This is a genomic window from Klebsiella sp. OBRC7, from assembly GCF_000293135.1.
Lineage (GTDB): Bacteria > Pseudomonadota > Gammaproteobacteria > Enterobacterales > Enterobacteriaceae > Klebsiella > Klebsiella michiganensis.
In genome coordinates this window covers 180,501-205,863 of the sequence record NZ_ALNJ01000146.1, presented here as the reverse complement: position 1 = coordinate 205,863, position 25,363 = coordinate 180,501, and the positions used below count along the sequence as shown (strand labels likewise).

Genomic DNA, 25,363 nt, shown 5'->3' with positions numbered 1-25,363 from the left:
ACTCCGGAATTATCGCGCGGTAATTGAAACGATCGCGTAGCCGGAGTCGGTCTGGCGGAAGGTGAAATCGACCTGCGCTCCCACCGCCAGCTTTTTATCGTGGTTATCAGCGAGCGCAAAGCTCATGGTCATCGCCGGCCAGTTCAGCTCGGTAACCGGAGAGTGGGCAATCACGACGGCATCGTCGCGCCAGGCTTTAATGACCCCGCTGGCCGAATAAAGCGTGGCGGAATCATCCGCCTTCTTCATCTCCGGCATATCCGCCATGGAGGACATGGTGTGATGGTGCATCGCGGCGTCTTCCGCGCTGGCGGTAAATGCGCTGAAGGAAAAGGTCAGTACGCTGGTAATAAGCAGAAAAATAGAGGTCGAACGCATAATAAAGTCTCCGAAAAAAACATAAAGTCGCCCGCAGACCGGGCAGATCTGATGGATGTTTTTAACGGTGCGTTATTCCCTGAAACGGCAGAAGCGTATCTCAACCGGCGGACCGGTGACCGGCGGCGTGCGCCAGTCCATACGTTCAGCGCAGGTCTCCTGCTGCGGGGAAACCACGAGTAGCGCGGTTTCGGAGGGGAGCGCGTTCAGCTGTAGAGAGGTTAAAGAGTTAGGCTGCGCGGTATCGGGGTCGCAGTGCTTCTCACAGATAACTTTCTGGCCGACGTTTTCCATGCCGGGCATGTTCATCATGCCATCGACAATATGGTGAATCTGCACCTGCGGCGCCGCGGGCTGCTGCTGGCCGCCATGGTGCGCCGCGACGGCGAGCTGAAGGTTGAGCAGTAACCAACAGGCAATAACCAGCCCTGCGCGGATACGAAGCCGGCGCCGGGTTGCTTGTTTAAATAATGCCTGTAGTGACTGAATCATAGTGATATTCGCAATTAGACGACCGCTGGATTAAATCACACTCACTGCAAGAATTAAACGATATTTCAAAGAGAAAATTCCAGGTTAAATAGAATAAAGTTTCTCTATAAATATTTACACCAAAAAGGGATATCAGTATTTGACCTTCCCCTTGGGGGAAGGTGTATAGCCGGCGGATAATGTATTTAATTAATAGAAAAATGTTATTTATATGTAATTAGCAAAAGTGAACGCGATTATTATTCCAGCACCAACGTATCGCCGGTTGCCGGTGCGCTATCCGCGGCAAGCCACCAGCGCCCCCATGAACCGGTGCAGTGGCAGGCCATGACTCTTTTCACCTTCTGCTGGCGCAAGAATTGTCTAAGCTGACGAATTGCCCACGGAGGCGCGCTGCGCAGATGAAGACCGCCGATAATCGCGTATACCTGCTGGATGCCGGTGATCTTCTGGCAGTGGCGAACGGTATTGATCAATCCGCGATGTCCGCAGCCGCAGATAATGACTAACCCTCGCGTCGAGCGGTAGATCAGGACGCCTTCATCGACAATATAGTCCTCACCCAGGGATTGACCCGTCAGGAGGCCATAGGCACGCGGGTGAGCAACCGTAATCTCACCGGACCACAGCAGTCGTTCGCCGATCGCCACCGGCTCGCGGCTGTACTCCATGCGGTGGCGGGAGTAGTCGATGTCTCGCGACAGCTTTTTGACTTTCCAGTTGCGTCCTGCGAGAGATAACGCCGAGTAGCGGGTGAGTCCAATCTGCGGATGACAAATAATACGGCTGTTGTCCGGCAGCCACGGCACCCCGCCGCAATGATCGTAATGTCCGTGGGAGAGTACCGTGGCGGTCAGGTCAGATAAAGAGACGCCCATACGCTGCGCATTATGAAGAAACGTGCCGTCTGGCCCGGTATCAAACAGCACCCGGCTGGTTTCATCCTCCACAAGCAGGCTTAATCCGGGTTTCGCCTGCAGCAGGCTGTCCTGCCCCTTACCGAGCCGGTTTTCGAGTAACACCTTAATGATTAACGCCATTTAATGACCATCCCCCTGGTTTGCGAGGCCTACTGTAGCCAACCGCTGGCGGGCATGCCGTGATGAACCCTGCATAAGGAAAAGTGACAGCGTCACAAAAAGTAACATATTGATTCTGTTTAGTTGCCAGATAAGCATTGCCGTCTATGCTGATGAACGAGTTTCTCTTAACCGGAGCGCGCTATGGCAGACTGGAATCCTTCACTTTATTTGCAATTCGGCGCTGAACGCACGCGGCCCGCCGCCGAGCTTCTCGCCCGCATCGCCCACCATCCCGCCACGCTGGCCGTTGATCTGGGCTGCGGACCTGGCAACAGTACCGCTCTGCTGCGCGATGCCTGGCCAGATGCAACGATTATCGGCGTTGATAATTCTCCGGCCATGCTGGAAGAAGCCTCCCGGCGGTTACCGGACTGCCGGTTCGTCGAGGCGGATATCACTGCGTTTCGCCCCGAGCGGCCGGCGGACGTCATTTATGCCAATGCTTCGCTGCAGTGGCTCACGGATCATCAGCGCCTTTTCCCATATCTGGTCAGCAATCTTGCGAAAAACGGCGTACTGGCGGTGCAAATGCCGGTGAACTGGCAAGAGCCCTCGCACGTGCTGATGCGTCAGGTGGCTGAAGAGCTGGGGCATCCGGCCAGTGGGCGGCAGCCGCTGCCGGATGTGTCGGAGTATTACGATATGCTGATCACCAGCGGCTGCGAGGTGGATATCTGGCGCACCACCTACTATCACCCGCTGGCATCGCATCAGGCCATTATTGAATGGCTACAGTCAACGGGCCTGCGACCGTTTTTACAACCACTTGATGAACAGCAGCGCCAGGCGTTTCTCGAACGCTATCTGGAGCGGCTGGAACAGCACTATCCGTTACAGTGTAACGGAAAGGTGCTACTGCCATTTCCGCGCCTGTTTATCGTCGCGCGCCGATAGCGCCATCGGAGTGTAAAAAGAGAGAGAGAGCGCTACAGCGCAGGAAGCAGGCGCCGTAGACCAGGTTTACCAGGACAGATGATGGACCAGAGAGAGATCCCATGCGGTGGCCAGCAGCGAAAGAAACATGATGAGGTTCACAACCGTCTCTATGCGTTTTTCCATTTTGTTACTCCTGAGTCGTTTCCCCTGTTTTACAGGGGAAATCTTAATAACTTCTTAATCTCAGATTTTCAGAGCGTCACGCGGTAACGAACATAGTCATCGGCGGGCGTAAATTCATCATACAGACGCCGGGCCGGATTATCAGCGCGAGTGTGCCAGTACAGCCGCGACCACCCTTTCTCTTTCCCTTCAGCTTGCAGCGCCTGCATCAACGCCCTGGCGATGCCTTTTCCGCGCATCGGCGGGGCAACGAACAGATCTTCCAGATAGCAAACAGGCGTCTTTACCCAGGTGCCTTCGTGAAGGACACAAATCGCAAATCCAGCGACGTTGCCATCCGCCAGGGCAACCCGGCCCAGCATAGAAGAAGCGGAATCAAGCATCCGCTGCCAGGTAAATTCCGTGACGTCGGACGGCTGCGGGCTACCGTAGAAACGGGTATAGCCTTCCCATAGCTGTAGCCACTGCGCTTTGTCCTGCTGGCACACTTCACGAATTTCAATGACCATGGGTCTCATCCCTCGTTTGGATAAGCCATTATTTTCCAGTCAGATAATTTGTTCAACCGCCGGAGGCACAATTCATCTTTTTCTCTTAATTGCCCCTGTTTCCGCTGCCGGACGAAATGGGCACAATCTTTCAGACCTGCGTTTATAAAAAAACACACAAGTATGTTGTAACTAATGTGAATGCCAAACTAACCCGGCAACTGCCGGGTTGAGAGTGATGCTCCATCGCTTCAGGAATGTGACCGGATGAGTGCCGGGCGGCGGCTGACGCCTTACCCGGCCGACACAATCGACGCTATTCTGGTCGTCCGTCAGCGGGCTTCAGAGTATCAGCATAATGGCTTAACGGCGGCGCGCATGCCGTCGCGCAGAATAGCATCCAGATCCTGCGTGACCCGATCAACCAGACCCGGCACTTTCGTCAGGTCCTGCTCCCAGTGGGATTCAACGGACAGTACGGCTTTTACCAACTCGCCGGTGGTGATTTGCGCATCCCGATGCTGGGCCCATAGCGCCTTATAGCTCTCCATCCATTCGGCATCATCCTGAACCGGATAGTTCTCACCGTTACGCTCGCCGCGATAAAAGGCGATCAGCGCCGCCAGCGCAAAGGTCAGGCGCGTCGGGAGAGTCCCCTCTTTCTTCTGGCCCGCCAGCAGCTGCGGCAGAATGCGGGTACGATATTTAGTCATGCCGTTCAGCGCGATAGACAGCAGCTGATGCTTGATGTACGGGTTACGGAAACGACCGGTTACCGCGCTGGCGAAGGAGGCCAGCTCATCGCGCGGCAGATCGAGAACCGGAATAATCTCCTGATAAATCGCCTTCTCGACGAATGAGCAGATTTCCGCATCGTTCATCGCTTCGCCCACGGTATCCAGGCCTGCCTGGAAGGCGACCGGCACCAGCGCGGTGTGCGCGCCGTTAAGAATGGCCACTTTACGCTCTTTGTACGGTTTAATATCGTCAACAATCAGCACATTAAGGGGCAGCTTATCGAGGCGCAGCTCGGCGGCCAGGGATTTCGGCCCCTGAATGACAAACAGGTAGAAATGTTCGGCGGTATCGAGGAAACCGTCTTTATACCCCAGCTGCTCTTCAATCTGCGCGGCTTCATCGCGCGGATAGCCGGTCACAATACGGTCTACCAGGGTGGAGCAAAAAGCGTTGGCTTCATCCAGCCATGCCACAAACGCTTCCGGCAGCGCCCACTCCTGCGCATAGCGCAGCACCAGTTCCCGCAGCGCTTCACCGTTATAATCAATCAGCTCGCAGGGAACGATGACCCAGCCTTTATCCGCCGCGCCGGAGAAATGGCTGTAGCGTTCAAACAGCAGGCGGGTCAGTTTTGCCGGATAGCTCACCGCAGGCGCATCCTCGAAGCGGTCGCCCGCGTGGTAGCTAATACCCGCTTCGGTGGTATTGGAAAACACAAACCGCATATCCGGGTTGTGCGCCAGCCGCAGCAGTTCATCGTAATCCGCATAGGCGCTGATTTCGCGGTTTACCGAGCGAATCAGACGCGCATCGCTGACCGCTTCCCCTTTCTCGTTCAGGCCGCGAATAATCGTGGTGTAGAGGCCATCCTGGGTGCTGAGCGACGGCGGAAATGAGCTCTCAATCGGACGCACGATCACCACCCCGGCATTCAGGTCGGTATGCTCGTTCAGCAGATCGATCTGCCAGTCGATAAACGCGCGCAGGAAGTTACCTTCGCCAAACTGAATGATACGTTCAGGGTACTGCGCGCCCGGGAAATCGCGACGGTTTAGTGTTTTCACAAGGGTTCCCTCATAGAGTAGTCATACAACCTGAGTAATTGGTCCAATAAGTTATCAGGTTTTTACGCAAGTGAAACCCTGTTTTGATCAAAGCTGTATGCAATATAAAATTTATGACAGAAATTTATAGAACAGCGATGTTGCCGTCAGCTCGCCGTCGGGCATCAGCGCATAGCGTGGAATTTCCCCAGCTTTTTCCCAACCACACTGTACATAAAAGTTTTCTGCTCCGCTGCCGGTCGCCGTATCCAGCACCAGAACGCTCTTACCCTGCTCGCGCGCGATGGCTTCCAGTCGGGACATCAGCGCATTCGCCAGCCCCTGACGCCGCGCATTTTGGTGAACCAGAAGTTTGGCGACATCGGCGCGGTGCGGCTGGTTTTCCGGCTGGTCGGTAATCAGCTGTACCGTACCAACAAGCCGCTGCTGCGCATCCGCTGCGGCGAGAACAATGCGCTCACCGGCGGCGACGCTCTGCGCCATTCGCAGCCAGAACGCCGTCGCGGTTTCCGGGGAAAAAGGCAGCATAAAGCTCACCGAGGCTCCGCCGTTGACGCAGCTGACGAGGATGTCGGTTAATTCAGGAAGGTGTTCAAGAATATCGTCACGCGACAGCGTGCGCAGAGAAAAGGATGTGGTCATAGGTAACTCCTTGAAATTGACCACATCACTATGTTTTTAACTTATATTTAACACAAGCGGAATTACCATCGTATTTTCTTATATACGATTCAGACCATTTCTTGCGTAAAAATACGATTGCGTCCGGCTTTTTTTGCCCGAATCATAGAATCATCGGCGACCATGAGCAGCTGGTTGAACAGATCCGTTATTCTGGCTGAACCCGGCGCCCGGCTCTCCAGCCCCATGCTGATGGTCAGCTGGATCCTGTTTTGCCCCCAGGTAAAGGTTTGCGACTCGATGCCCTGGCGAATTTTTTCCGCCAGCAGCACTCCGTCTCGCGCGGATGAGGTCAGTGCCGCGACGGCAAACTCTTCCCCACCAATACGCGCCACCATGCCCTCTTCACCCACCAGCTGCCGCACCTGCTGCGCAAACTGGGCCAGCATACAATCGCCGCACTCATGGCCCCAGCGATCGTTAACCTGCTTGAAGCCGTCGATGTCGAGCACCATTACGGTGAGCAGCTCGTTTTCCGCGATCGGCTGACGTTTCAACGCTTCGCTTAGCCCGGAGCGAGAATAGACCCGGGTCTGGAAGTCGAAATCAGCGCGCAGCGCCAGCTGTTTGACCAGGTTATTAATCGCCTCAACGCTGGAAGCGACGATGATGGGGCTGATCAGCATCGCAGCAATCCCCAGGCGCGTTGAAAACAGCTGCCACGGCTGCATCCGGGTATCGGGGGAGAGATGGATAAGCGAGTTCGCCACCAGCAGAATTTCGCTAATCCCGGTAATAAAGGTCAACAGGCAGGTTAACGGCAGCGGATAGCGAATCGCGCACCAAATCAGCGCCGGTAACGGGAAGGTTATGCTCCCGGCCCCGCCCACCGCCACGCCGAGCACAATCGACAGCACCAGCGCAATCGCCGGTAACAGCTGACGCAGGCGAAAACGCCCGAACGCCGAAGGGAGCGTGAGGGTTAAAATGAACGGCAGGATCAGCACGGCAGTCGAAAACTGTTCGCTAAACCAGTCCGCCAGTTGGGGAATAAACGTGGCGCGTTCCACATCTACCGAACCCAGCGCCCCGACGGCCGCGCAGAGCAGCGCCGCCAGCAGACAGTAGCAAAACAGGCTTAGCGCATTTATCGGTCCCGGCATCGAATCAGCCCGGCGCTTATCCCACAAAATGAGCTGCGCCAGGGTGACGATAAAAACAATATTGGAGAAGTTGATCAGAAAGGAGGCGAACCCCATTCCCCAACGAGAAGTTAAACCGTCATATACCAGCATGGCGGCAAAACAAACGGCGTAAAAATAGCTGCGATTTAGCCAGATATAACGCGCAAAAATCCCCGCCATTACCGCGTTCAGCGGCCAGAAGAACGACAATTCTTGTACCAGACGCAGCATCGCGCCAAAGAAATGCAGTAGTAGCGTTAAAGTGAACAACACCAGCGCATCACGCACGGGCTGTTCCTCACGAAACAGCGTGAATGACCGAATCGACAGTGGAGACATTCATGATTATCCGTCTAATTGTTTCAGGCAATTATTATGTTAATAATTAGTTAGCGGTTCATCATATCATGAGAATAATTATCAGGCATATACCGCCGCCCGATGAATTACGGTCTGCTGCGGTCCGGCGAATTCATCTGGATCACCAGCCAGTGGTGAATCACCTGCACCACGTAGCGCTGCTCTTCGTCGCTGAGGCCGCGCCCCCGCGGGATCGCGTGCCACTTTTCCAGACAGCCGCGACAGCAGGTCGCGGTGGCATGCTGGGCGATAAATACCGGATGTCCGCGCATCGGGGTCTGCTTACCGTCATTAGGAATTTGCGCAGGGGCCAGCCGACTGGCGATAAAGTCCGCCGCGTGCTGGTCGATAACCTCCGCACCCTTATCATAACAATACTGCCGTTCTTTCACGCCGAGGCGAAAACGGGAGCGAAAAGTGGAGCGCTGCAGGCGGGCAAACAGGTTTTCTATGGGCACCATCAGAATACCGACCTCCCCAGTTTTTGAGTGAGTTTTTCCAGTAAAGCGATCCCGGCCAGCGAGTTCCCGGCGTCATCGAGCTCCGGGCTCCAGACCGCAATCGCCATCTCCTGCGGAACGATGGCCACAATCCCGCCACCGACGCCGGATTTCGCCGGTAAACCAACGCGCCACGCAAATTCACCGGCGTTCTGATACATGCCGCTGGTCATCATCAGCGCGTTGACCTGCCGCGACTGAATGGGGGCGATAACCGCCGACTCAAGGTGCGGAGCGATACCTCGGTCGGCAAGAAACAGAAAGGTGCGCGCCAGCTCTACGCAGCTCATCTCCAGCGAACAGTAGTGGAAATAGTTTTGCAGCACCGTGGCGACATCGTTATGGAAATTACCGAAGGATTTCATCAGCCAGGCTATCGCGGCATTGCGCGCCGAATGGTCGAACTCCGAGCGGGCAACCACCGGGTCATAGGCGATATCGCCCACACCGCTCAGACGACGCACGATTTCCAGCATCCGCTGGCGAGGCGCGCTGAGACGACTTTGCAGCATATCGCAGACCACCAGCGCCCCGGCATTAATAAACGGGTTGCGCGGTTTGCCTTGTTCAATTTCCAGCTGCAACAGCGAGTTGAAAGGCTGGCCGGAGGGATCTTTACCTACCCGCTGCCAGATCTCCTCTTCCTGATAGTGGTTCATCGCGACCACCAGGCTCAGGACTTTCGAGATAGATTGGATAGAGAAGCGCTCGTGCGCGTCGCCGGCGCTGTAGTGCTGACCGTCGACCGTACAGATAGCCACGCCGAGCTTATCGCCGCTGACGCTGGCCAGCGCCGGAATATAGTCCGCCACTTTACCGCGACCAATCAGCGGCCTGACTTCAGCCAAAATGGCATCGAGCATTGCGTTATTCATTACCGTCGCCACGCGCGGCTCCTTGCCAACAACAAAATTCGGGCGGTAATTATAGGCGCACGGGACGCGAAGAAACAGCCTCTTTCTCGCCCTCGCGTCGCCAGGGGGATGGTTCGCTCGTCAGCGGGGCGCCTGCCCGGGCTACCAAACCGGCAAATCGCACGAATCGGTAGCCCGGGTAAGGCGCTAGCCGCAACCCGGGGATTTTACCGCAGGCTAGCGGCGATCTCTCCAGACGGTCTGCACGTTGCAGAATTCATGCAGTCCAAAATGGGAGAGCTCGCGGCCAAATCCGCTTTTCTTCACGCCGCCGAACGCCACGCGGGCATCGCTGGCACAGTAGCCGTTGATAAACACCCCGCCGCACTCCAGCTCATCGGCAAAACGCTGGGCCTGCGCTTCACTGGTGGTGTAAACCGTTGCTGAAAGGCCAAATTCGCTGTCGTTAGCCAGCGCCAGCGCGTGATCGGCATCGCGGGCTTCGGTAATCGTCGCCACCGGGCCAAACAGCTCCTCGCGGAAACCGGTCATCTCCGCGGTAACGTTTCCGAGCACCGTCGGCGCGTAGTAGTTGCCGGCGCCTTCGATTTTTTCCGCCCCCAGCAGCAGGGTCGCCCCCTCTTTTAGGGTCGCGCGCACCTGCTCGTGCAGCTCATCGCGCAGATCGAACCGCGCCATCGGCCCAATATAGTTCTGCTCATCGCGCGGGTCGCCCATTTTCAGCGCGGCAGCGGCGGCGACAAATTTCTGCGTAAAGGCCTCGGCGATGCCCGCTTCGACGATAAAACGCTTCGCCGCGGCGCAGACCTGCCCGGTATTCTGGTAGCGACCTATCACCGCCGCTTTCACCGCCTCGTCAATGTCGGCATCGTTAAGCACGATAAAGGGATCGGAGCCGCCCAGCTCCAGCACGCATTTTTTCAACGCCGCGCCGGCCTGTGCGCCAATGGCCTTCCCGGCGCGCACGCTGCCGGTGACGGTCACCGCGGCGATGCGCGGATCGTTAATCATTTGCGAAACGCCATCGTTGGTGGCGTTCACCCAGCCAAAGACGCCGTCCGGCACGCCCGCAGCGGCAAAAATTTCGCCGATCATCGCCGCGCTGCCCAGCACGTTTGGCGCATGCTTAAGCAGATAGCTGTTGCCCGCCAGCAGAATGGGCACCGCGCCGCGCAGCACCTGCCACACCGGGAAGTTCCACGGCATGACAGCGAGGATAGCCCCCATCGGGCGGTACTCAATCACCGCTTTATTGTCTTCAACCAGCGTCGCCTCGGTATTGAGCATCGCCGGGCCGTGTTCAGCATACCAGTCACAAAGATTGGCGGATTTAGCCACTTCGCCGCGCGCCTGGGCAATCGGTTTACCCATTTCGCGGCTAATCATTTGCGCCAGCGCTTCGCCACGGGCGCGCATCGCGCTACCGACGTTACGCAGCGTCGCCGCGCGCTCCGCCACGCTGACGTTGCGCCACTGACGATACCCCTGTTCCGCAAGGGCAATGGCCGCATCGACCTGCTGTTCGCTGGCCCAGGGCAGAGACGACAGCGTTTCACCGGTGGTCGGACTCACGGAAAGCGCATGAGTAGCAGATAAATTCATCGTTTTTCTCTCTGTGTTGATTGCGAAGTGACCTTATTCTGGCTTACCCTTCCTTTCATTAAAAATGAATAATATTAAGCAACCCATTCATAAAAGAAGAACACTATGGATCTGACCCAGCTTGAGATGTTCAACGCCGTCGCCAGCACCGGCAGCATTACCCAGGCCGCGCAGAAGGTGCATCGCGTGCCGTCAAACCTGACCACACGCATCCGCCAGCTGGAGGCGGATCTCGGCGTCGAACTGTTTATTCGCGAAAATCAGCGGCTGCGGTTATCCCCCGCCGGGCACAGCTTTTTACGCTATAGCCAGCAAATCCTCGCCCTTGTTGATGAAGCGAGGATGGTGGTCGCCGGAGATGAACCTCAGGGGCTGTTTTCGCTCGGCTCGCTGGAGAGTACCGCCGCCGTGCGCATTTCCCCTACCCTGGCGCACTTTAATCAGCGCTATCCCAAGATTCACCTCGCCCTCTCCACCGGTCCTTCCGGCACCATGATCGACGGCGTACTTGAGGGAAATCTGAGCGCGGCGTTCGTTGACGGTCCGCTGGTGCACCCGGGGCTGGAAGGGTTACCGGTGTTCCCGGAAGAGATGATGATCGTCGCGCCCTTTGGCCACCCGCCCATTGCCCGCGCCAGCGAAGTGAACGGCGCCAGCGTCTACGCATTTCGCGCCAACTGCTCCTATCGCCGTCATTTTGAGAGCTGGTTCCACGCCGATCGCGCCACCCCGGGGCGGATCCATGAGATGGAGTCCTACCACGGGATGCTGGCCTGCGTCATTGCCGGCGCCGGACTGGCGCTGATGCCGCGCAGCATGCTGGAGAGTATGCCGGGCCATCAGCAGGTATCCGCCTGGCCGCTGGCCGAAGAGTGGCGCTGGCTGACGACCTGGCTGGTCTGGCGGCGCGGGGCGAAAACTCGCCAGCTCGAGGCGTTTATAGCGCTGCTGAACGAAGATCGACAAGCAGCAGCTTCTCCATAAAAATGCTTAACGGATCCGGCTGATACGGCGCAAAGGCGCTGCGGGTCTGGTAGCCATTGCGCGTGTATAACGCGACGGCGGCGTGCTGATGGATACCCGTTTCCAGGCGTACGGTATGGCATTCGCGATTTATCGCCTCTTTCTCCAGCGCCGCCAGCAGTTTTTCCCCCAGCTGCTGGCCGCGATGGGTCGGATGAATAAACACCCTTTTCATCTCGCCAACCCCCTCTTCACCGAGCACGATGGCCCCACAGCCGACGGCCCGGTGCTGCCCATCGCGGATAATGAGCGCGATGACCGACGCCGCCGGTAGCGCGCTCAGGTCGATAAGATGATTGCTTTCCGCCGGGTAGAGCGTCTGCTGGTATGCGTCCAGCTCGGCAATTAAGGCGGTCAGATCCGGGTGATTTAGCGGGGTCGCGGCGATAGTGTACATAAAGAAGCTCCTTTTTTGAGCGTACTGTAGCGCGGGGCGTCCGCGGAGCCGCCATAGCATTAACTTATAGCTTCTGACCCGACTTGCGCTCCCCCCTTGAGAGGCAGTAATTTTGCGACATAACGTCTTTTATCAGGAAAATACGATGAATACCAAAGCGCGCAAGGTGATGATTATCGGGGCCGGAAACGTCGGCGCCTCAGCGGCCTACGCCCTGTTAAACCAGAATATTTGCGAGGAGCTGATCCTTGTCGATCTCAATACCTCACGCGCCGAGGCGCACGCTCAGGACCTGAGCGACGCGGCCGCCTACATGCCGGGCATGATGACCATTTCCACCCGGGAAGCCAGCGACTGCGCCGATGTCGATATCGCGGTTATCACCGTTTCCGGCGGCGCGCTCAAGCCGGGTCAAACCCGGCTGGACGAACTGACCAACACGGCAAAAATCGTCAAAAGTATCGTCCCGCAGATGATGCGCGGCGGCTTCAACGGCATCTTTTTGGTTGCCACCAACCCCTGCGACATCATCACCTGGCAGGTGTGGCAGCTTTCGGGACTGCCGCGCGGCCAGGTGCTGGGTACCGGCGTCTGGCTGGACACGACGCGCTTACGCCGGGTACTGGCCCAGGCGCTGGATATCGGCGCGCAAAGCATCGACGCCTTTATTCTTGGCGAGCATGGCGATACCCAGTTTCCGGTGTGGTCACACTCGGCGGTTTACGGCTCCGCCATCGCCGATGTTTACCAAAAACATACCGGCCAGGCTCTCGACCGGGAGCTGATTGCCGAAAAGGTGCGCAAGCTGGGGTTTGAGATTTACGCCGGCAAAGGCTGCACGGAGTACGGCGTCGCCGGAACCATCGCCGAAATCTGCCGCAATATTTTCACCGGCAGCCATCGCGCGCTGGCGGTGTCGTGCATTCTTGACGGGGAATATGGCGTAACCGGCGCGGCGGCTGGCGTTCCCGCGGTGCTGACGCAAAGCGGCGTGCAGCAGATTATTGAGCTGCAGCTGGCCGATGATGAAGCGGAGAAATTCCGCCACTCTATCGAAGTGATTAAAGCCAGTATCGCCCGTCTACCGTGATGGCCTATTTTTCCTGCAGGTTACGCAGGAATAGCGCGCAGGATAAGTTTGCCGGGTAACCCACTCGGATTCGGGATCGGCGGGTCTGCTGCCGATCCCATCTTATGATGACGGGTGAGTTAGCGTAGCGTGATGACGCCATTTAAATAGGTCACCGCCTGGCCACTCATCAATACGCGTTTTCCTTTCAGCTCGCAGCGCATATCGCCGCCGCGCGCGGAAACCTGGCGCGCCAGCAGCTGAGTTTTACCCCGCTTTGCGCTCCAGTAGGGGATCAGCATAGTATGCGCCGAACCGGTTACCGGATCTTCCCACACTGCTTCACCGGGTGAGAAAAAGCGGCTAACGAAGTCATATTCGCCGCTGCCCGCGGCGGTCACGGTCACTTTATGTTCGCCGGGCGTCATCGCAGCAATATTCGGCCGCAGGGCTTCGACCTGCTCACGGGAGGCCAGTTCGATAAGCCATGCGCGCCCCTTGCGGGCATGCAGGTAGCGCTCAACCCCCAGCGCGGAGAGCATCTCCGCGGGCGGCTCGCGCTCTTCCGTTTCTCCCGCCGGGAAATCCAGGGTTAGCCAGTCGCCCTCGCGGCTCACGGTCAGCCGACCGGAAGCGGTCACGAAGTGAATGACCGCGTCAGGATAATCCAGGTGATGAAATATCACGTGCGCGCTGGCAAGCGTGGCGTGGCCACAGAGGTTGACCTCATTGCGGGTGGTAAACCAGCGCAGCGCAAAACCATCGCTCTCAGGTACCACAAACGCGGTTTCCGACTGGTTGTGCTGCTGCGCCATTTTGAGCAGCAGCTCATCCGGCAGCCACTTTTTAAGCAGGCATACCGCAGCCGGGTTGCCGGCGAAAGGCTGGTCGCTGAACGCCGCCACCAGATAAAAAGGAATTTCCGTCACCGTCCCTCCTTAGCGAAGCGTAATCGTGCCGATTAAGTAGGTGGTCGCCTGACCGCCGATCAGAACCCGGTCGCCCCGCCACTGGCAGCGCAGGTCGCCGCCGCGGGCCGACACCTGCCGCGCCTGCATGTCCGTTTTGCCGAGCTTCTCGCCCCAGTAGGGAATCAGCATACTGTGCGTCGAGCCGGTGACCGGGTCTTCCGCCACCGACTCGCCCGGACAGAAGAAACGGCTGACAAAGTCATACTCTTCGTCCGGGGCGCTGATACAGATCATTTTGCCGAGGCGCTCAAGCAGCTGCATATCCGGACGCACCGCCTCCACCTGCTGGCGGTCGGCTAAAACCACCAGGTAATCACGCGCCACGCGGACTTCCACCGCGTCGCTCAGCCCCAGCCCGGCCAGCAGCTCCGCAGGCGGCTGCTCAACGGCGGTCGTCGCCCAGGCCGGGAAATCCAGCGTCAGCCAGTCGCCGCTGCGCGTGACGCGAAGCTCGCCGACAAAGCGGGTACTAAAAACGATTGTCGATGAGGGGTGGTCAAAATATTCAAAAATGACGTGCGAGGCCGCCAGGGTCGCGTGGCCGCAGAGGTTGATTTCGTACAGCGTCGTAAACCAACGCAGCTCATACCCCTCATCCGTACGCACAAAAAACGCGGTCTCCGACTGATTGTGCTGCTGCGCCATTTTCAACAGCGTTTCGTCCGGCAGCCATTCTGTCAGCGGGCAAACGGCCGCCGCGTTGCCGCCAAAGCTCCGATCGCTGAAGGCATCCACCAGATAAAAGCTAATTTCCTGCATTGTTCAGTCCCTCTGTTTTTTTTACTTATCGATAACATGACATAAACGTGAGAAATCCACACGTTTAATAGAAAAATTAATCCGTTAGTGGCGAAAATCTGGCTGAAGCGAAAATGAGATGTAGATCACAAAATGGTTGTATTTTCAGCAGCAATCGTTTTAAGATCGTTCCACTTCTTTCCTCTTTGTAACCAGCCCTGAACTTATGATGACAAATACGGTTTCACGCAAGGTCGCGTGGCTGCGCGTAGTCACGCTTGCGATTGCGGCATTTATCTTTAATACCACCGAATTTGCGCCCGTGGGCCTGCTGTCGGATATCGCCGACAGCTTTGGCATGGAAACGGCGCAGGTTGGGATTATGCTGACGATCTACGCCTGGGTTGTCGCCCTGATGTCGCTGCCCTTTATGCTGCTGACCAGCAAGATGGAGCGCCGCCGCCTGCTGGTTGGCCTGTTTATCCTGTTTATCGCCAGCCACGTGCTGTCGTTCCTGGCCTGGAACTTCAACGTGCTGGTGATCAGCCGTATCGGTATCGCCTTTGCCCACGCGGTGTTCTGGTCGATCACCTCGGCGCTGGCTATACGAATGGCGCCTGCGGGTAAACGCGCGCAGGCGCTGAGCCTGATTGCCACCGGTACCGCGCTGGCAATGGTCTTCGGTATCCCGATTGGCCGTATCGTCGGGCAATACTTTGGCTGGCGCACCACGTTCCTGGTCATCGGCCTCGGCGCGCTGGTTACCATGGTTTGCCTGATCAAGCTGCTGCCTAAGCTGCCGAGCGAGCACTCAGGGTCGCTGAAAAGCCTGCCGGTGCTGTTCCGTCGCCCTGCGCTGCTGAGCATCTATTTGCTGACGGTGATTGTGGTGACCGCGCACTATACCGCCTACAGCTACATTGAACCGTTCGTTCAGACGGTCGCCGGCCTGAGCGGCAACTTCGCTACCGTGCTACTGTTGACCCTGGGCGGCGCGGGCATCGTCGGCAGCATCCTCTTTGGTAAGCTCGGCAACCTGCATGCGTCCGGGTTAATTAACGCGGCGATTGGCCTGCTGCTGGCGTGCCTGCTGCTGCTGCTGCCCGCCTCGCACAACGCCAACCACCTGATGCTGCTGAGCGTCTTCTGGGGCATGGCGATCATGATTATCGGTCTCGGTATGCAGGTCAAAGTGCTGGCGCTGGCGCCGGACGCGACAGACGTGGCAATGTCGTTATTTTCGGGGATCTTTAATATCGGCATCGGCGCGGGCGCGCTGGTGGGCAGCCAGGTCAGTACCCATCTGTCAATGGCGTCCATTGGCTATGTTGGGGCGATCCCTGCGGTCGTCGCGTTAGTGTGGGCGGTGATGATTTTCCGCCGCTGGCCGGTATCGCTGGAAGATCAGCAGCCGCATCACTCCTGATCGTGCTGCAAAAAAAACCTGCCGGTCGTGAGATCGGCAGGTTTTTTTACGTCTGATATCAGGACGGCGATGACCGTCAGGCGTGATAAGTGGAAATAATCTCCAGCACGCCGTTAATAATAAACTGCACGCCCATACAGACCAGCAGGAAGCCCATCAGGCGGGAAATCGCCTCAATGCCGCCCTTCCCGACCAGACGCATGATTGCCCCGGAGCTGCGGAGACAGCCCCACAGGATAATCCCGACCAGGGCAAAAATAATCGGCGGCGCGACCAGCACAACCCAGTCCGGGAAGCTCGCCCCGTGCTTTACCGTAGACGCTGAGCTGATAATCATCGCGATTGTCCCCGGCCCTGCGGTGCTTGGCATCGCCAGCGGAACGAACGCGATATTCGCCGTCGGTTCATCCTCGAGCTCTTCCGATTTCAGCTTAGCTTCCATCGAATCATGGGCTTTTTGCTGGGGAAAGAGCATGCGGAAGCCGATAAAGGCGACGATCAGGCCGCCGGCAATACGCAGACCGGGAATCGATATTCCGAAGGTGTTCATCACCACCTGGCCGGCATACCAGGCGACCATCAGGATGGCGAACACATAAACCGAGGCCATCAGCGACTGACGGTTACGCTCGGCGTTATTCATATTCCCGGCCAGGCCAAGGAACAGCGCCACGGTAGTCAGCGGGTTCGCCAGCGGTAGAATCACTACCAGTCCCAGGCCTATCGCTTTAAAAAGATCCATCATAGTGAATTAAGGTCCTGTCAATATTGGATTATCAAAAAAATGACGCGTGCTGAGTATATCGTCTGTTGCCAGATTGTACCCGTTCTCCTCAGGACGCATTCACCCTTCCTTCAAATCATAAGAGAACAACGTGGAATAGAGTGACCTGCCTCACAACAATTCGTTTTAGCAAATCGTGGCATCGGCTAATTCATCAGGTTGACTTATATTTGCCTAGGCAATAATATCTCCCGCAACTAAGTCATTGCCTGGGCAACCATTGTGAAAAGTACAAGCGACCTGTTTAACGAAATGATCCCTCTTGGCCGCTTGATCCAGATGGTTAACCAGAAAAAAGATCGCCTGCTCAACGACTATCTCTCGCCGATGGATATTACTTCCACCCAGTTCCGGGTGCTCTGTTCCATTCGTTGCGAAGTGTGTATTACCCCCGTTGAGCTGAAAACCGTGCTTTCGGTCGACCCAGGCGCAATGACGCGCATGCTCGACCGCCTGGTCTGTAAAGGCTGGATTGAACGGTTACCCAACCCGACTGACAAGCGTGGCGTGCTGGTACAGTTAACGCCAGACGGCGCAGCCCTTTGTGAGCAATGTCATCAGGTTGTGGGTCAGAAATTGCACCAGGAACTAACAAAAAATCTGTCGACGGATGAAGTGGCCACTCTTGAGTGTTTACTCAAAAAAGTTCTGTCGTAATAAGAAGAGGTAAGATGATGTCCAGACGCAATAACGACGCCATCACTATCCATAGTATTTTGTCGTGGATCGAGGATAACCTGGAATCGCCCCTGTCGCTGGAGAAGGTTTCAGAGCGCTCAGGTTACTCCAAGTGGCACCTGCAAAGAATGTTCAAGAAAGAGACCGGTCACTCGCTGGGACAGTATATCCGCAGCCGTAAGCTGACCGAGATCGCGCAGAAGCTGAAGCAGAGCAACGAGCCTATCTTATACCTGGCCGAACGCTATGGCTTTGAATCGCAGCAAACGCTGACGCGAACTTTTAAGAACTATTTCGATGTTCCGCCGCATCAGTATCGAATTACCAACGTGCCCGGCGAGTCGCGCTACCTGCTCCCATTAAATAACTGTTGTTAACCGCCTGCAAAAAGACGTATTGAGGAAATCATGAAACTATTCGCTTCCGCCGCCATCGTGCTATTGGCGCTGGTCTCGAGCCAAAGTTATGCGGAGCAAACCAGCACCCCAGTTCGCCACAACAACCGGGATGCGATGATTATTCCTTCCGAACATAATGATTCGCCTTTTGATTTCAATCACATGGCTTCTGGCAGTGATAAATCAGATGAACTGGGCGTGCCCTATTACAACCAGCAAAGCCTGTAAAATCCCTTTAGCCCCGTGACCGGGGCTTTTTTTATCCCCGCGCCATGCCCGGACGCACGATCCGCAGGCCAAATACGTTGATATACAGCCCGGCCATAATCAGTACCGCACCCAGCAGCTGCAGGCTATTCAGCGTCTCGCCGAGCAATAGGGCCGCGCTGGCCATCCCGACTACCGGAACCAGCAGCGACAGCGGCGCCACGCGCCAGGTTTCATAGCGGCCGAGCAGCGCCCCCCAAATACCATAGCCGACGATAGTGGCAATAAACGCCAGATAGAGCAGCGACAGGATCGTCAGCAGGTCGATATGCAGCAGGCTTTCCGCCATAACCTGCGGTCCGTCGAGGATCCACGACGCCAGCATAAACGGCAGCACCGGGATCAGCGCGCTCCATACCACCAAAGACATAATCGGCGGCCGGCTCGCATGCGACATAATTTTTTTGTTGAAGATATTGCCGCAGGCCCAGCTCAGCGCCGCGGCCAGCGTCAGCATAAAGCCCACCAGTGGGACATGCTGGCCGCCGAGGCTGGCTTCGGCCAGCACCAGTACGCCGAAAATCGCCAGCGCGATCCCCGCCAGCTGTTTCCCCTGCAAACGTTCGCCGAAGATAAACGCTCCGAGAATGATGGTGAAAAAGGCCTGCGCCTGCAGCACCAGCGATGCCAGTCCGGCAGGCATGCCGAGGCTAATCGCGCAGAACAAAAACGCAAACTGACCGAAGCTAATCGTCAGGCCGTAGCCCAGCAGCAGGCTCAGCGGAATTTTTGGCCGCGCGACGAAGAGCAGCGCCGGGAAAGCCACCAGCAAAAAGCGCAGTCCGGCGAGCATCAGCGGCGGCATATTATGCAGCCCCACCTTGATCACCACGAAATTCAGCCCCCATACCACCACCACCAGCAATGCCAGCAGCCCGTCTTTACGCGTCATACCCGCCTCGGTTGTTATTGGAATTTTTGTGAACAAAATCAAACTACAGAATAATTCGTCCGCCGCCTAGATCATTATTTTCGGTAGGGCGCTGGCGTGCTTTTTATCACCGCCAGGAACTATACAAGCCCCGGTTAGCGTGCTATTTGTGATCGTGACAACAAAAATAACATCACATCAGGCAAGGAAAAAATGATACCGACTCTCAGGCGCTCAACCGCAGCGCTGCTGGCTTCGTCGTTGCTGTTAACCATTGGCCGCGGCGCAACGTTACCTTTTATGACGATCTACCTCACCCGCCAGTACCAGCTCGAGGTAGATAAAATCGGCTATGCGCTGTCGAGCGCGCTGATCGTCGGGGTGCTGTTCAGCATGGGTTTTGGCATTCTCGCCGATAAGTTCGACAAAAAGCGCTATATGACGCTCGCCGTGCTGGCGTTTATTGGCGGCTTTATCGCTATTCCTCTGGTCAATAGCGTCTCGCTGGTGGTGTTTTTCTTCGCACTGATTAACTGTGCCTACTCCGTCTTCTCAACCGTGCTGAAAGCGTGGTTCGCCGACGTACTCTCGCCGGCAAAGAAGGCGCAGATTTTTTCACTTAACTACACCTTTCTCAATATTGGCTGGACCGTTGGGCCGCCTATCGGCACTCTGCTGGTCATGCACAGTATTAACCTGCCGTTCTGGCTGGCGGCCGGCTGCGCCGCCCTTCCGCTGGTATTTATTCAGCTGTTTGTGCAGCGCACCAGCGCCGCGATTGCCCAGGATAACGCGGTCCAGTGGTCGCCGTCGGTGCTGCTGCGCGATCGCGCTCTGCTGTGGTTTACCCTTTCCGGCCTGCTGGCCTCCTTTGTCGGTGGCTCTTTCGCTTCCTGCATTTCCCAGTATGTGCTGGTGGTAGCGGACAGCGATTTTGCCGAAAAAGTGGTTGCGGTGGTACTGCCGGTTAACGCGGTCGTGGTGGTGGCGCTGCAGTATGCGGTTGGTCGTCGCCTTACCGCCCGCAATATTCGCCCGCTGATGACCTTTGGGACGGTCTGTTTTGTGCTCGGGCTGGGCGGTTTTGTTATTTCCGATAACAGCCTGCTGCTGTGGGGCGTCTCCGCCGCCATTTTTACGCTCGGAGAGGTTATCTACGCGCCGGGGGAATATATGCTGATCGATAACATTGCGCCGCCGGGCATGAAGGCCAGCTACTTTTCCGCCCAGTCGCTGGGCTGGCTGGGGGCGGCGTTTAACCCGATGCTGACCGGAACGATTCTGACCCATCTGCCGCACTGGTCGCTGTTTGTGATATTGATGCTGGCGATTATCGCCGCATGGCTGATGATTTTCCGCGGCATGAACGTTCGTCCGTGGAACGGTAGCGCGGTCGCCCGCGCCTGATACCAGGCGCCGTGCGGCTGTCAGGTTGCTGTCGCGTCCCTGTCGGGTTTCGATCGTGGTGCCCGACAGCCCGCTCGATGATACTCCATCTCAGGTTTTCACCCGGAGATAGAAACAATGAACAGTAGTCATCAGGTTAAACAATTACGTTTGCAGCGCGCCTGGTCGCAGGAGCAGCTTGCCGAACTGGCCGGCGTCAGCGTGCGCACCATTCAGCGCATCGAGAACGGCGACCGTCCCGGCCTCGAGACGCTCAGCGCGCTTGCGGCGGTATTTGAAGTTAACGTCGCCGAGATTAGCGGCGAATCGCCGGCGGGCCACGAAGCGTCGCTGGATTTACGTATTGAGGAAGCCAAAGCGCGTGTCGAACGCGAGAGCCGTTTTTACCGTTCATTGACGGTGGCCGTCGTCGTTTGCGTTCTGCTGGCGCTGCTGAACTGGCTGAGCGGCGCAGAGAGCTACTGGTCCGCATGGGTGGCGATCGTCTGGGGAGCGCTGCTGGTGGTTAAAGGGTTGCGCCTGTTTGTTTTTGGCGAATGGATTAATCGCTGGCGTCAGGCGCGCCTGCAGCGGCTGCTGCGCAAATAGCCCTCTGCGCGCTTTTCCCGGGGGCGGCGCAAGCGCCTTGCCCGGGCTACGGGCCAGCAGACTGCTGTATACCTGTAGCCCGGCTAAGCGCAGCGCGAGCCGGGGGGAGGCCGCCATCCGGGGCGAGTTAAATGGTGACCATCCCGCGGACGCCTTCGGCTTCCATATCGCCACCGTAACCTTGTTGAATAATTGCGCCGCGCGACATCACCAGATAGCGATCCGCCAGACCGGCGGCGAAATCATAGAACTGCTCTACCAGCAGAATCGCCATATCCCCGCGGTTCGCCAGCTGGCGAATCACCTCGCCAATCTCCTTAATCACCGACGGCTGAATGCCCTCCGTCGGTTCATCAAGAATCAACAGCTGCGGACGGCTGGCCAGCGCGCGGCCAATGGCCAGCTGCTGCTGTTGCCCGCCGGAAAGATCGCCCCCGCGCCGCTGCTTCATGGTTTTCAGCACCGGAAACAGCTGATAAATCTCTTCCGGCACCGCGCGCGCGTCGCGGGCGGGAAAGCGGGACAGCCCCATCAGCAGGTTCTCCTCGACCGTCAGGCGCGGAAAAATCTCCCGCCCCTGGGGCACGTAGGCGATCCCCGACTGCACCCGCTGGTGCGGTTTACGGTGGGTGATATTCCTCTCCTGCCACAGCACCTCGCCGCTGCGCGCCGGGATCAGCCCCATCAGGCACTTCAGCAAGGTGGTTTTCCCCACCCCGTTGCGCCCGAGCAGGCAGGTGATCTCGCCCTGGCGAGCGGCAAAATCCACTCCACGCAGGATATGGCTGCCGCCATAATATTGATGTAGTTGATTAACCTGTAACATCCGCGCTCCTTAGCGTCCGAGATAAACTTCAATCACCTGTTCGTTGGCCTGCACTTCGCGCAGCGACCCTTCCGCCAGCACCTGTCCCTGATGCAGCACCGTCACCCTGTCGGCGATGGTCTCGACAAAGCCCATATCATGCTCGACCACCATCAGCGAATGCTGCCCGGCAAGGGTTCGGAACAGCTCGGCGGTATATTCTGTCTCCGCATCGGTCATCCCGGCGGCGGGTTCATCCAGCAGCAGCAGATGCGGCTCCTGCACCAGCAGCATGCCGATTTCCAGAAACTGCTTTTGCCCGTGAGACAGCAGCCCCGCCGGAAGATAGCGTTCGCCCTCCAGCCGCAGCAGGCGCAGGGTTTCGCTGATTCGGTCGGCCTGCTCGCTGTTCAGGCGCGCCCGCAGGCTGGCCCACACCGATTTATCACCTTTCATTGCCAGTTCGAGATTCTCTGCCACCGTTAGCGCCTCAAAGACCGTCGGTTTCTGAAACTTGCGTCCGATGCCCTGGCGGGCGATGGCGATGGGATCGAGGGTTGTTAAGTCCACCGACTGATCGTAAAGCGCCCTGCCGCTCTGCGGCCGGGTTTTGCCGGTGATGACGTCCATCAGGGTGGTTTTACCGGCGCCGTTCGGCCCAATTACGCAGCGTAACTCGCCCACGCCAATCTGCAGCGACAGGTTGGTCAGCGCCTGAAAACCGTCAAAGTTGACGTTAATCTCTTCCAGCTGCAGTACCGGATCGGTCTGCTCGCGAAAGCGGTCCGTCGGCAGCTGGCGGGTAAACAGCTCTTCATCCAATGGCATCAGCGATCTCCTTTACGCAGCAGGCCGATAACGCCGCGCGGTAAAAACAGCGTCACGATAATAAAAATCAGCCCCAGAAAGAGCTGCCAGTACTCCGGCATCGCCACGGTAAAGTAGCTTTTCGCGCCGTTGACAAGCCCCGCGCCGAGCACCGGGCCGATTAAGGTTCCGCGACCGCCAAGCGCCACCCAGATGGCCGCTTCGATAGAGTTGGTCGGCGACATTTCGCTGGGGTTGATGATCCCGACCTGCGGCACGTACAGCGCCCCCGCCAGGCCGCACAGTACGGCTGAAAGAGTCCATACCAGCAGCTTAAAGCCGCGCGGGTCGTAGCCGCAGAACATCAGGCGGTTTTCAGCATCGCGCACCGCCGTCAGCACGCGGCCAAACTTGCTTTGCGCCAGCAAATAGCCAATCCACAGGGTGAGCAACAGCAGCAGTACCGTGGCCATAAACAGCGCCGCCCGCGTGCTGATGGCGGTGACGGAGAAACCGAGCAGCGTGGTAAAGCCGGTAAAACCGTTGTTACCGCCAAAGCCGGTTTCGTTACGGAAAAACAGCAGCATCCCGGCGTAGGTGAGCGCCTGGGTCATAATCGAAAAATAGACGCCTTTGATTTTCGAGCGGAAGGCAAACCAGCCGAAAACCAGCGCCAGCAGGCCGGGCACCAGCACCACCAGCAGCATAGCCCAGGCGAAATGCTGGGTGCCCCACCAGAACCACGGCAGCTCGCTCCACGACAAAAACGACATAAAGGCCGGCAATCCGTCGCCCGCCGCCTGGCGCATCAGATACATGCCCATGGCGTAGCCGCCGAGAGCAAAAAAGATCCCGTGGCCGAGCGAGAGCATCCCGGCATAGCCCCAGACCAAATCCAGCGCCACGGCGACAATGGCGTAGCAGAGGATCTTGCCGGTGAGCGTCAACAGCCAGGTGGAGACCGCCAGCGGATGCGAGGCGGGCAGCAGCGCCAGAAACGGCATACTCAGCAGGCCCAGCAGTAGCACAACGCCGAGCCAGCGTAGCGGGCGCGGCGCTTTACGCGCCAGCGTTAAGGTAATAGGTTGGCTCATTAGTCAATAACCCTCCCTTTGAGGGCGAACAGTCCCTGGGGACGTTTCTGGATAAACAGAATAATCAGTACCAGGATCAGGATTTTGCCCAGCACGGCCCCCATCTGCGGTTCGAGGATTTTGTTAAAGATGCCAAGACCAAACGCCGCCGCCACGCTGCCCGCCAGCTGACCAACGCCGCCGAGCACCACCACGAGGAAGGAGTCGATAATGTAGCCCTGGCCCAGCTCGGGCCCGACGTTACCGAGCTGCGACAGCGCGACGCCGCCCAGCCCCGCGATCCCCGAACCGAGGCCAAACGCCAGCATATCGACGCGTCCGGTGGGCACGCCGCAGCAGGCCGCCATCGCGCGGTTTTGTGTCACCGCCCGCACGTTCATCCCTAGCCGGGTCTTGTTCAGCGTCAGCCAGGTAAAAAGCAGCACCAGCAGCACAAAAGCCAGCACCGCCAGACGGTTCCACGGCAGAATGAGATTCGGCAGAACCTGCACGCCGCCGGAGAGCCACGCCGGGTTAGCCACTTCAACGTTCTGCGCGCCAAACAGCATCCGTACCAGCTGGATCAGCATCAGGCTGATCCCCCAAGTGGCGAGCAGCGTCTCAAGCGGGCGCCCGTACAGATGACGGATCACGGTGCGTTCCAGCGCCATACCGATACCGCCGGTGATCAGGAACGCCACCGGCAGCGCAATCAGCGGATAGAAGGCCAGCCACTGCGGCGCCAGCTGCGCCAGCGCCTGCTGAACCAGCCAGCAGCTGTAGGCGCCAATCATTAGCATCTCGCCGTGGGCCATATTGATCACCCCGAGCAGACCGTAGGTGATGGCCAGACCGAGCGCGGCGAGCAGCAGGACCGAACCGAGGGAGAGGCCCATAAAAGCCTGGCCGAGAAGATCGCCCAGCAGCAGGCGGTGCTGGATTTTACTCAGGCTCTCCTGGGCCGCCGCACGAATCGCCGGGTCCGGCTCATACCGGGCATCGGTATACGGCGTCAGCAGCGCCTGGGTTTCCGGGTCACCGGAGTGGCCGAGCAGAGCGATGGCCGCCAGCCGCTGTGCGGGCTGAGGACTGACAAGCTGTAAACGGGCCAGCGCAATTTCCAGCTGCGACTTCACCGCGCCGTCGGTTTCCGCCGTCAGACGCTGCTGTAGCAGCCCCGCCATCTCTGGCGTCGCTTCGCGCTGCAGGGTTTTCGCCGCCGCGGCCCTTTCCGTGACGTTGTCACTGACCAGGAGATGTGTCGCCAGCGCGCCTGCCGCCAGGTTACGCAGGCGGTTGGTCAGGCGTACCGGTTTTGTTGGGCCGACGGGCGCCGGAACCGCGCCCAGCGCCAGCAGGCTGTCGCCCTGTTTGCTGAACGCATGACTGCCGCTATCGGATTGTAATGTTTCACTTTTCAGCGCCCGCAGCAGCGGTAAACGCGAGGCTTCGGGCGCGGCGGCCCACCGTTCAAGCAGCTGAGCCTGCTGGCTACGATTGGCCGCCACAAAATCGTCGGCGTCCGCTGCCTGCGCCCGCCACGGTAGCAACACCATGAGCAGCGCGAAGTAACACATGAGGCGCAATGCGTTCATGGTCGTTCTCCTTTTCGGGGAAT

General features: G+C 57.9%; 28 protein-coding genes. 9 read left to right on the top strand and 19 right to left on the bottom strand.

Features of this window, described 5'->3' with window-relative positions; all coding sequences use genetic code 11:
- Positions 1-9: 9 nt before the first annotated feature.
- The 3 genes from HMPREF1144_RS28655 to HMPREF1144_RS28645 form a co-directional block, all read right to left on the bottom strand.
- Positions 10-378 (bottom strand): copper-binding protein, encoded by a 369-nt coding sequence (locus HMPREF1144_RS28655; RefSeq protein ID WP_004851138.1) that lies wholly within the window; start codon positions 376-378, stop codon positions 10-12.
- A gap of 72 nt (positions 379-450) precedes the next feature.
- Positions 451-870: a hypothetical protein gene (locus HMPREF1144_RS28650; RefSeq protein WP_004851141.1), complete on the bottom strand. Its 420-nt coding sequence runs from the start codon at positions 868-870 to the stop codon at positions 451-453.
- Positions 871-1,109: 239 nt separating this feature from the next.
- Positions 1,110-1,910 carry an MBL fold metallo-hydrolase gene (locus HMPREF1144_RS28645; RefSeq protein WP_009654799.1) on the bottom strand — a complete coding sequence of 267 codons (801 nt, stop codon included), beginning with the start codon at positions 1,908-1,910 and terminating at the stop codon, positions 1,110-1,112.
- A gap of 183 nt (positions 1,911-2,093) precedes the next feature.
- Here HMPREF1144_RS28645 and tam point away from each other — a divergent pair, with 183 nt between their 5' ends.
- A complete protein-coding gene (tam, locus tag HMPREF1144_RS28640) occupies positions 2,094-2,846 on the top strand; it encodes a trans-aconitate 2-methyltransferase (protein WP_009654740.1) in 753 nt (250 codons plus the stop codon).
- 233 nt (positions 2,847-3,079) lie between these two features.
- Here the strand turns inward: tam and HMPREF1144_RS28635 are convergent, their stop codons facing one another.
- The 7 genes from HMPREF1144_RS28635 to sad all read right to left on the bottom strand — a co-directional run bounded on the left by HMPREF1144_RS28635 (position 3,080) and on the right by sad (position 10,443).
- Positions 3,080-3,520, bottom strand: coding sequence for a GNAT family N-acetyltransferase (locus HMPREF1144_RS28635; protein WP_009654803.1), 441 nt, complete (start codon positions 3,518-3,520; stop codon positions 3,080-3,082).
- A gap of 329 nt (positions 3,521-3,849) precedes the next feature.
- Positions 3,850-5,301 (bottom strand): tagaturonate reductase, encoded by a 1,452-nt coding sequence (locus HMPREF1144_RS28630; RefSeq protein ID WP_009654707.1) that lies wholly within the window; start codon positions 5,299-5,301, stop codon positions 3,850-3,852.
- A gap of 111 nt (positions 5,302-5,412) precedes the next feature.
- Positions 5,413-5,943, bottom strand: a complete 531-nt coding sequence (locus tag HMPREF1144_RS28625) for a GNAT family N-acetyltransferase (protein WP_004851153.1) — start codon at positions 5,941-5,943, stop codon at positions 5,413-5,415.
- 89 nt (positions 5,944-6,032) lie between these two features.
- The gene (locus HMPREF1144_RS28620; protein WP_004851155.1) at positions 6,033-7,445 is read right to left on the bottom strand and encodes a GGDEF domain-containing protein; all 1,413 of its coding nucleotides are present in this window, start codon (positions 7,443-7,445) and stop codon (positions 6,033-6,035) included.
- 107 nt (positions 7,446-7,552) lie between these two features.
- Positions 7,553-7,927, bottom strand: coding sequence for a DUF4186 domain-containing protein (locus HMPREF1144_RS28615; RefSeq protein WP_004851158.1), 375 nt, complete (start codon positions 7,925-7,927; stop codon positions 7,553-7,555).
- Positions 7,927-8,853: a glutaminase B gene (gene glsB, locus HMPREF1144_RS28610; RefSeq protein WP_004851160.1), complete on the bottom strand. Its 927-nt coding sequence runs from the start codon at positions 8,851-8,853 to the stop codon at positions 7,927-7,929. The genes HMPREF1144_RS28615 and glsB overlap by 1 nt, the downstream gene beginning before the upstream one ends.
- 204 nt (positions 8,854-9,057) lie before the next feature.
- Positions 9,058-10,443, bottom strand: coding sequence for a succinate-semialdehyde dehydrogenase (gene sad, locus HMPREF1144_RS28605; protein ID WP_004851163.1), 1,386 nt, complete (start codon positions 10,441-10,443; stop codon positions 9,058-9,060).
- A 105-nt stretch (positions 10,444-10,548) separates the two neighbouring features.
- Between sad and ptrR the strand changes: the two genes are divergently transcribed.
- Positions 10,549-11,427: a putrescine utilization regulator PtrR gene (ptrR, locus tag HMPREF1144_RS28600; protein ID WP_004851166.1), complete on the top strand. Its 879-nt coding sequence runs from the start codon at positions 10,549-10,551 to the stop codon at positions 11,425-11,427.
- Here ptrR and HMPREF1144_RS28595 read toward each other — a convergent pair.
- Positions 11,381-11,863 (bottom strand): GNAT family N-acetyltransferase, encoded by a 483-nt coding sequence (locus tag HMPREF1144_RS28595; RefSeq protein WP_004851168.1) that lies wholly within the window; start codon positions 11,861-11,863, stop codon positions 11,381-11,383. The two genes, ptrR and HMPREF1144_RS28595, sit on opposite strands and share 47 nt — an antisense overlap.
- A 145-nt stretch (positions 11,864-12,008) precedes the next feature.
- Between HMPREF1144_RS28595 and HMPREF1144_RS28590 the strand changes: the two genes are divergently transcribed.
- Positions 12,009-12,953, top strand: coding sequence for an L-lactate dehydrogenase (locus HMPREF1144_RS28590; protein ID WP_042928685.1), 945 nt, complete (start codon positions 12,009-12,011; stop codon positions 12,951-12,953).
- Positions 12,954-13,072: 119 nt separating this feature from the next.
- Here HMPREF1144_RS28590 and HMPREF1144_RS28585 read toward each other — a convergent pair whose 3' ends face one another.
- Together HMPREF1144_RS28585 and HMPREF1144_RS28580 are read right to left on the bottom strand one after the other, a co-directional pair.
- On the bottom strand, positions 13,073-13,861 hold the full coding sequence (locus tag HMPREF1144_RS28585; RefSeq protein WP_009654689.1) for a PhzF family phenazine biosynthesis protein: 789 nt from the start codon (positions 13,859-13,861) through the stop codon (positions 13,073-13,075).
- 9 nt (positions 13,862-13,870) lie between these two features.
- The gene (locus tag HMPREF1144_RS28580; RefSeq protein WP_004851174.1) at positions 13,871-14,662 is read right to left on the bottom strand and encodes a PhzF family phenazine biosynthesis protein; all 792 of its coding nucleotides are present in this window, start codon (positions 14,660-14,662) and stop codon (positions 13,871-13,873) included.
- A gap of 205 nt (positions 14,663-14,867) precedes the next feature.
- On the opposite strand from HMPREF1144_RS28580, the gene HMPREF1144_RS28575 reads away from it, so the two are divergent.
- Entirely contained in the window at positions 14,868-16,067 is a 1,200-nt protein-coding gene (locus HMPREF1144_RS28575; RefSeq protein WP_009654776.1) for a sugar transporter, read from the top strand.
- A 76-nt stretch (positions 16,068-16,143) separates the two neighbouring features.
- Here the strand turns inward: HMPREF1144_RS28575 and HMPREF1144_RS28570 are convergent, their stop codons facing one another.
- Complete coding sequence (locus HMPREF1144_RS28570) at positions 16,144-16,812, bottom strand: MarC family NAAT transporter (RefSeq protein WP_004119839.1); 669 nt, start codon at positions 16,810-16,812, stop codon at positions 16,144-16,146.
- Between the two features lie 261 nt (positions 16,813-17,073).
- Here HMPREF1144_RS28570 and marR point away from each other — a divergent pair, with 261 nt between their 5' ends.
- The 3 genes from marR to marB are packed head-to-tail and all read left to right on the top strand — an operon-like array spanning position 17,074 to position 18,155.
- Entirely contained in the window at positions 17,074-17,508 is a 435-nt protein-coding gene (marR, locus tag HMPREF1144_RS28565; protein WP_004102349.1) for a multiple antibiotic resistance transcriptional regulator MarR, read from the top strand.
- A gap of 17 nt (positions 17,509-17,525) precedes the next feature.
- Positions 17,526-17,906: an MDR efflux pump AcrAB transcriptional activator MarA gene (gene marA / locus HMPREF1144_RS28560; RefSeq protein WP_004102351.1), complete on the top strand. Its 381-nt coding sequence runs from the start codon at positions 17,526-17,528 to the stop codon at positions 17,904-17,906.
- A gap of 30 nt (positions 17,907-17,936) precedes the next feature.
- A complete protein-coding gene (gene marB / locus HMPREF1144_RS28555; RefSeq protein ID WP_004851184.1) occupies positions 17,937-18,155 on the top strand; it encodes a multiple antibiotic resistance protein MarB in 219 nt (72 codons plus the stop codon).
- A 31-nt stretch (positions 18,156-18,186) separates the two neighbouring features.
- Here marB and eamA read toward each other — a convergent pair whose 3' ends face one another.
- Positions 18,187-19,086, bottom strand: coding sequence for an O-acetylserine/cysteine exporter (eamA, locus tag HMPREF1144_RS28550; protein WP_004851185.1), 900 nt, complete (start codon positions 19,084-19,086; stop codon positions 18,187-18,189).
- A 192-nt stretch (positions 19,087-19,278) separates the two neighbouring features.
- Here eamA and ydeE point away from each other — a divergent pair, with 192 nt between their 5' ends.
- Both ydeE and HMPREF1144_RS28540 read left to right on the top strand, forming a co-directional pair.
- Positions 19,279-20,472, top strand: coding sequence for an efflux MFS transporter YdeE (ydeE, locus tag HMPREF1144_RS28545; RefSeq protein ID WP_009654801.1), 1,194 nt, complete (start codon positions 19,279-19,281; stop codon positions 20,470-20,472).
- Positions 20,473-20,589: 117 nt separating this feature from the next.
- Complete coding sequence (locus HMPREF1144_RS28540; RefSeq protein ID WP_009654748.1) at positions 20,590-21,060, top strand: helix-turn-helix domain-containing protein; 471 nt, start codon at positions 20,590-20,592, stop codon at positions 21,058-21,060.
- 127 nt (positions 21,061-21,187) lie between these two features.
- Here HMPREF1144_RS28540 and urtE read toward each other — a convergent pair whose 3' ends face one another.
- Genes urtE through urtB form a run of 4 tightly spaced genes read right to left on the bottom strand, consistent with a single transcriptional unit; the run spans position 21,188 to position 25,340 of the window.
- Entirely contained in the window at positions 21,188-21,886 is a 699-nt protein-coding gene (gene urtE / locus HMPREF1144_RS28535; RefSeq protein WP_009654761.1) for an urea ABC transporter ATP-binding subunit UrtE, read from the bottom strand.
- Positions 21,887-21,895: 9 nt separating this feature from the next.
- Positions 21,896-22,693, bottom strand: a complete 798-nt coding sequence (urtD, locus tag HMPREF1144_RS28530) for an urea ABC transporter ATP-binding protein UrtD (protein ID WP_009654783.1) — start codon at positions 22,691-22,693, stop codon at positions 21,896-21,898.
- Positions 22,693-23,766 (bottom strand): urea ABC transporter permease subunit UrtC, encoded by a 1,074-nt coding sequence (gene urtC / locus HMPREF1144_RS28525; protein ID WP_009654726.1) that lies wholly within the window; start codon positions 23,764-23,766, stop codon positions 22,693-22,695. Before urtC ends, urtD begins: the two co-directional genes overlap by 1 nt.
- A complete protein-coding gene (gene urtB, locus HMPREF1144_RS28520) occupies positions 23,766-25,340 on the bottom strand; it encodes an urea ABC transporter permease subunit UrtB (RefSeq protein ID WP_009654771.1) in 1,575 nt (524 codons plus the stop codon). The genes urtC and urtB overlap by 1 nt, the downstream gene beginning before the upstream one ends.
- Positions 25,341-25,363 lie beyond the last annotated feature (23 nt).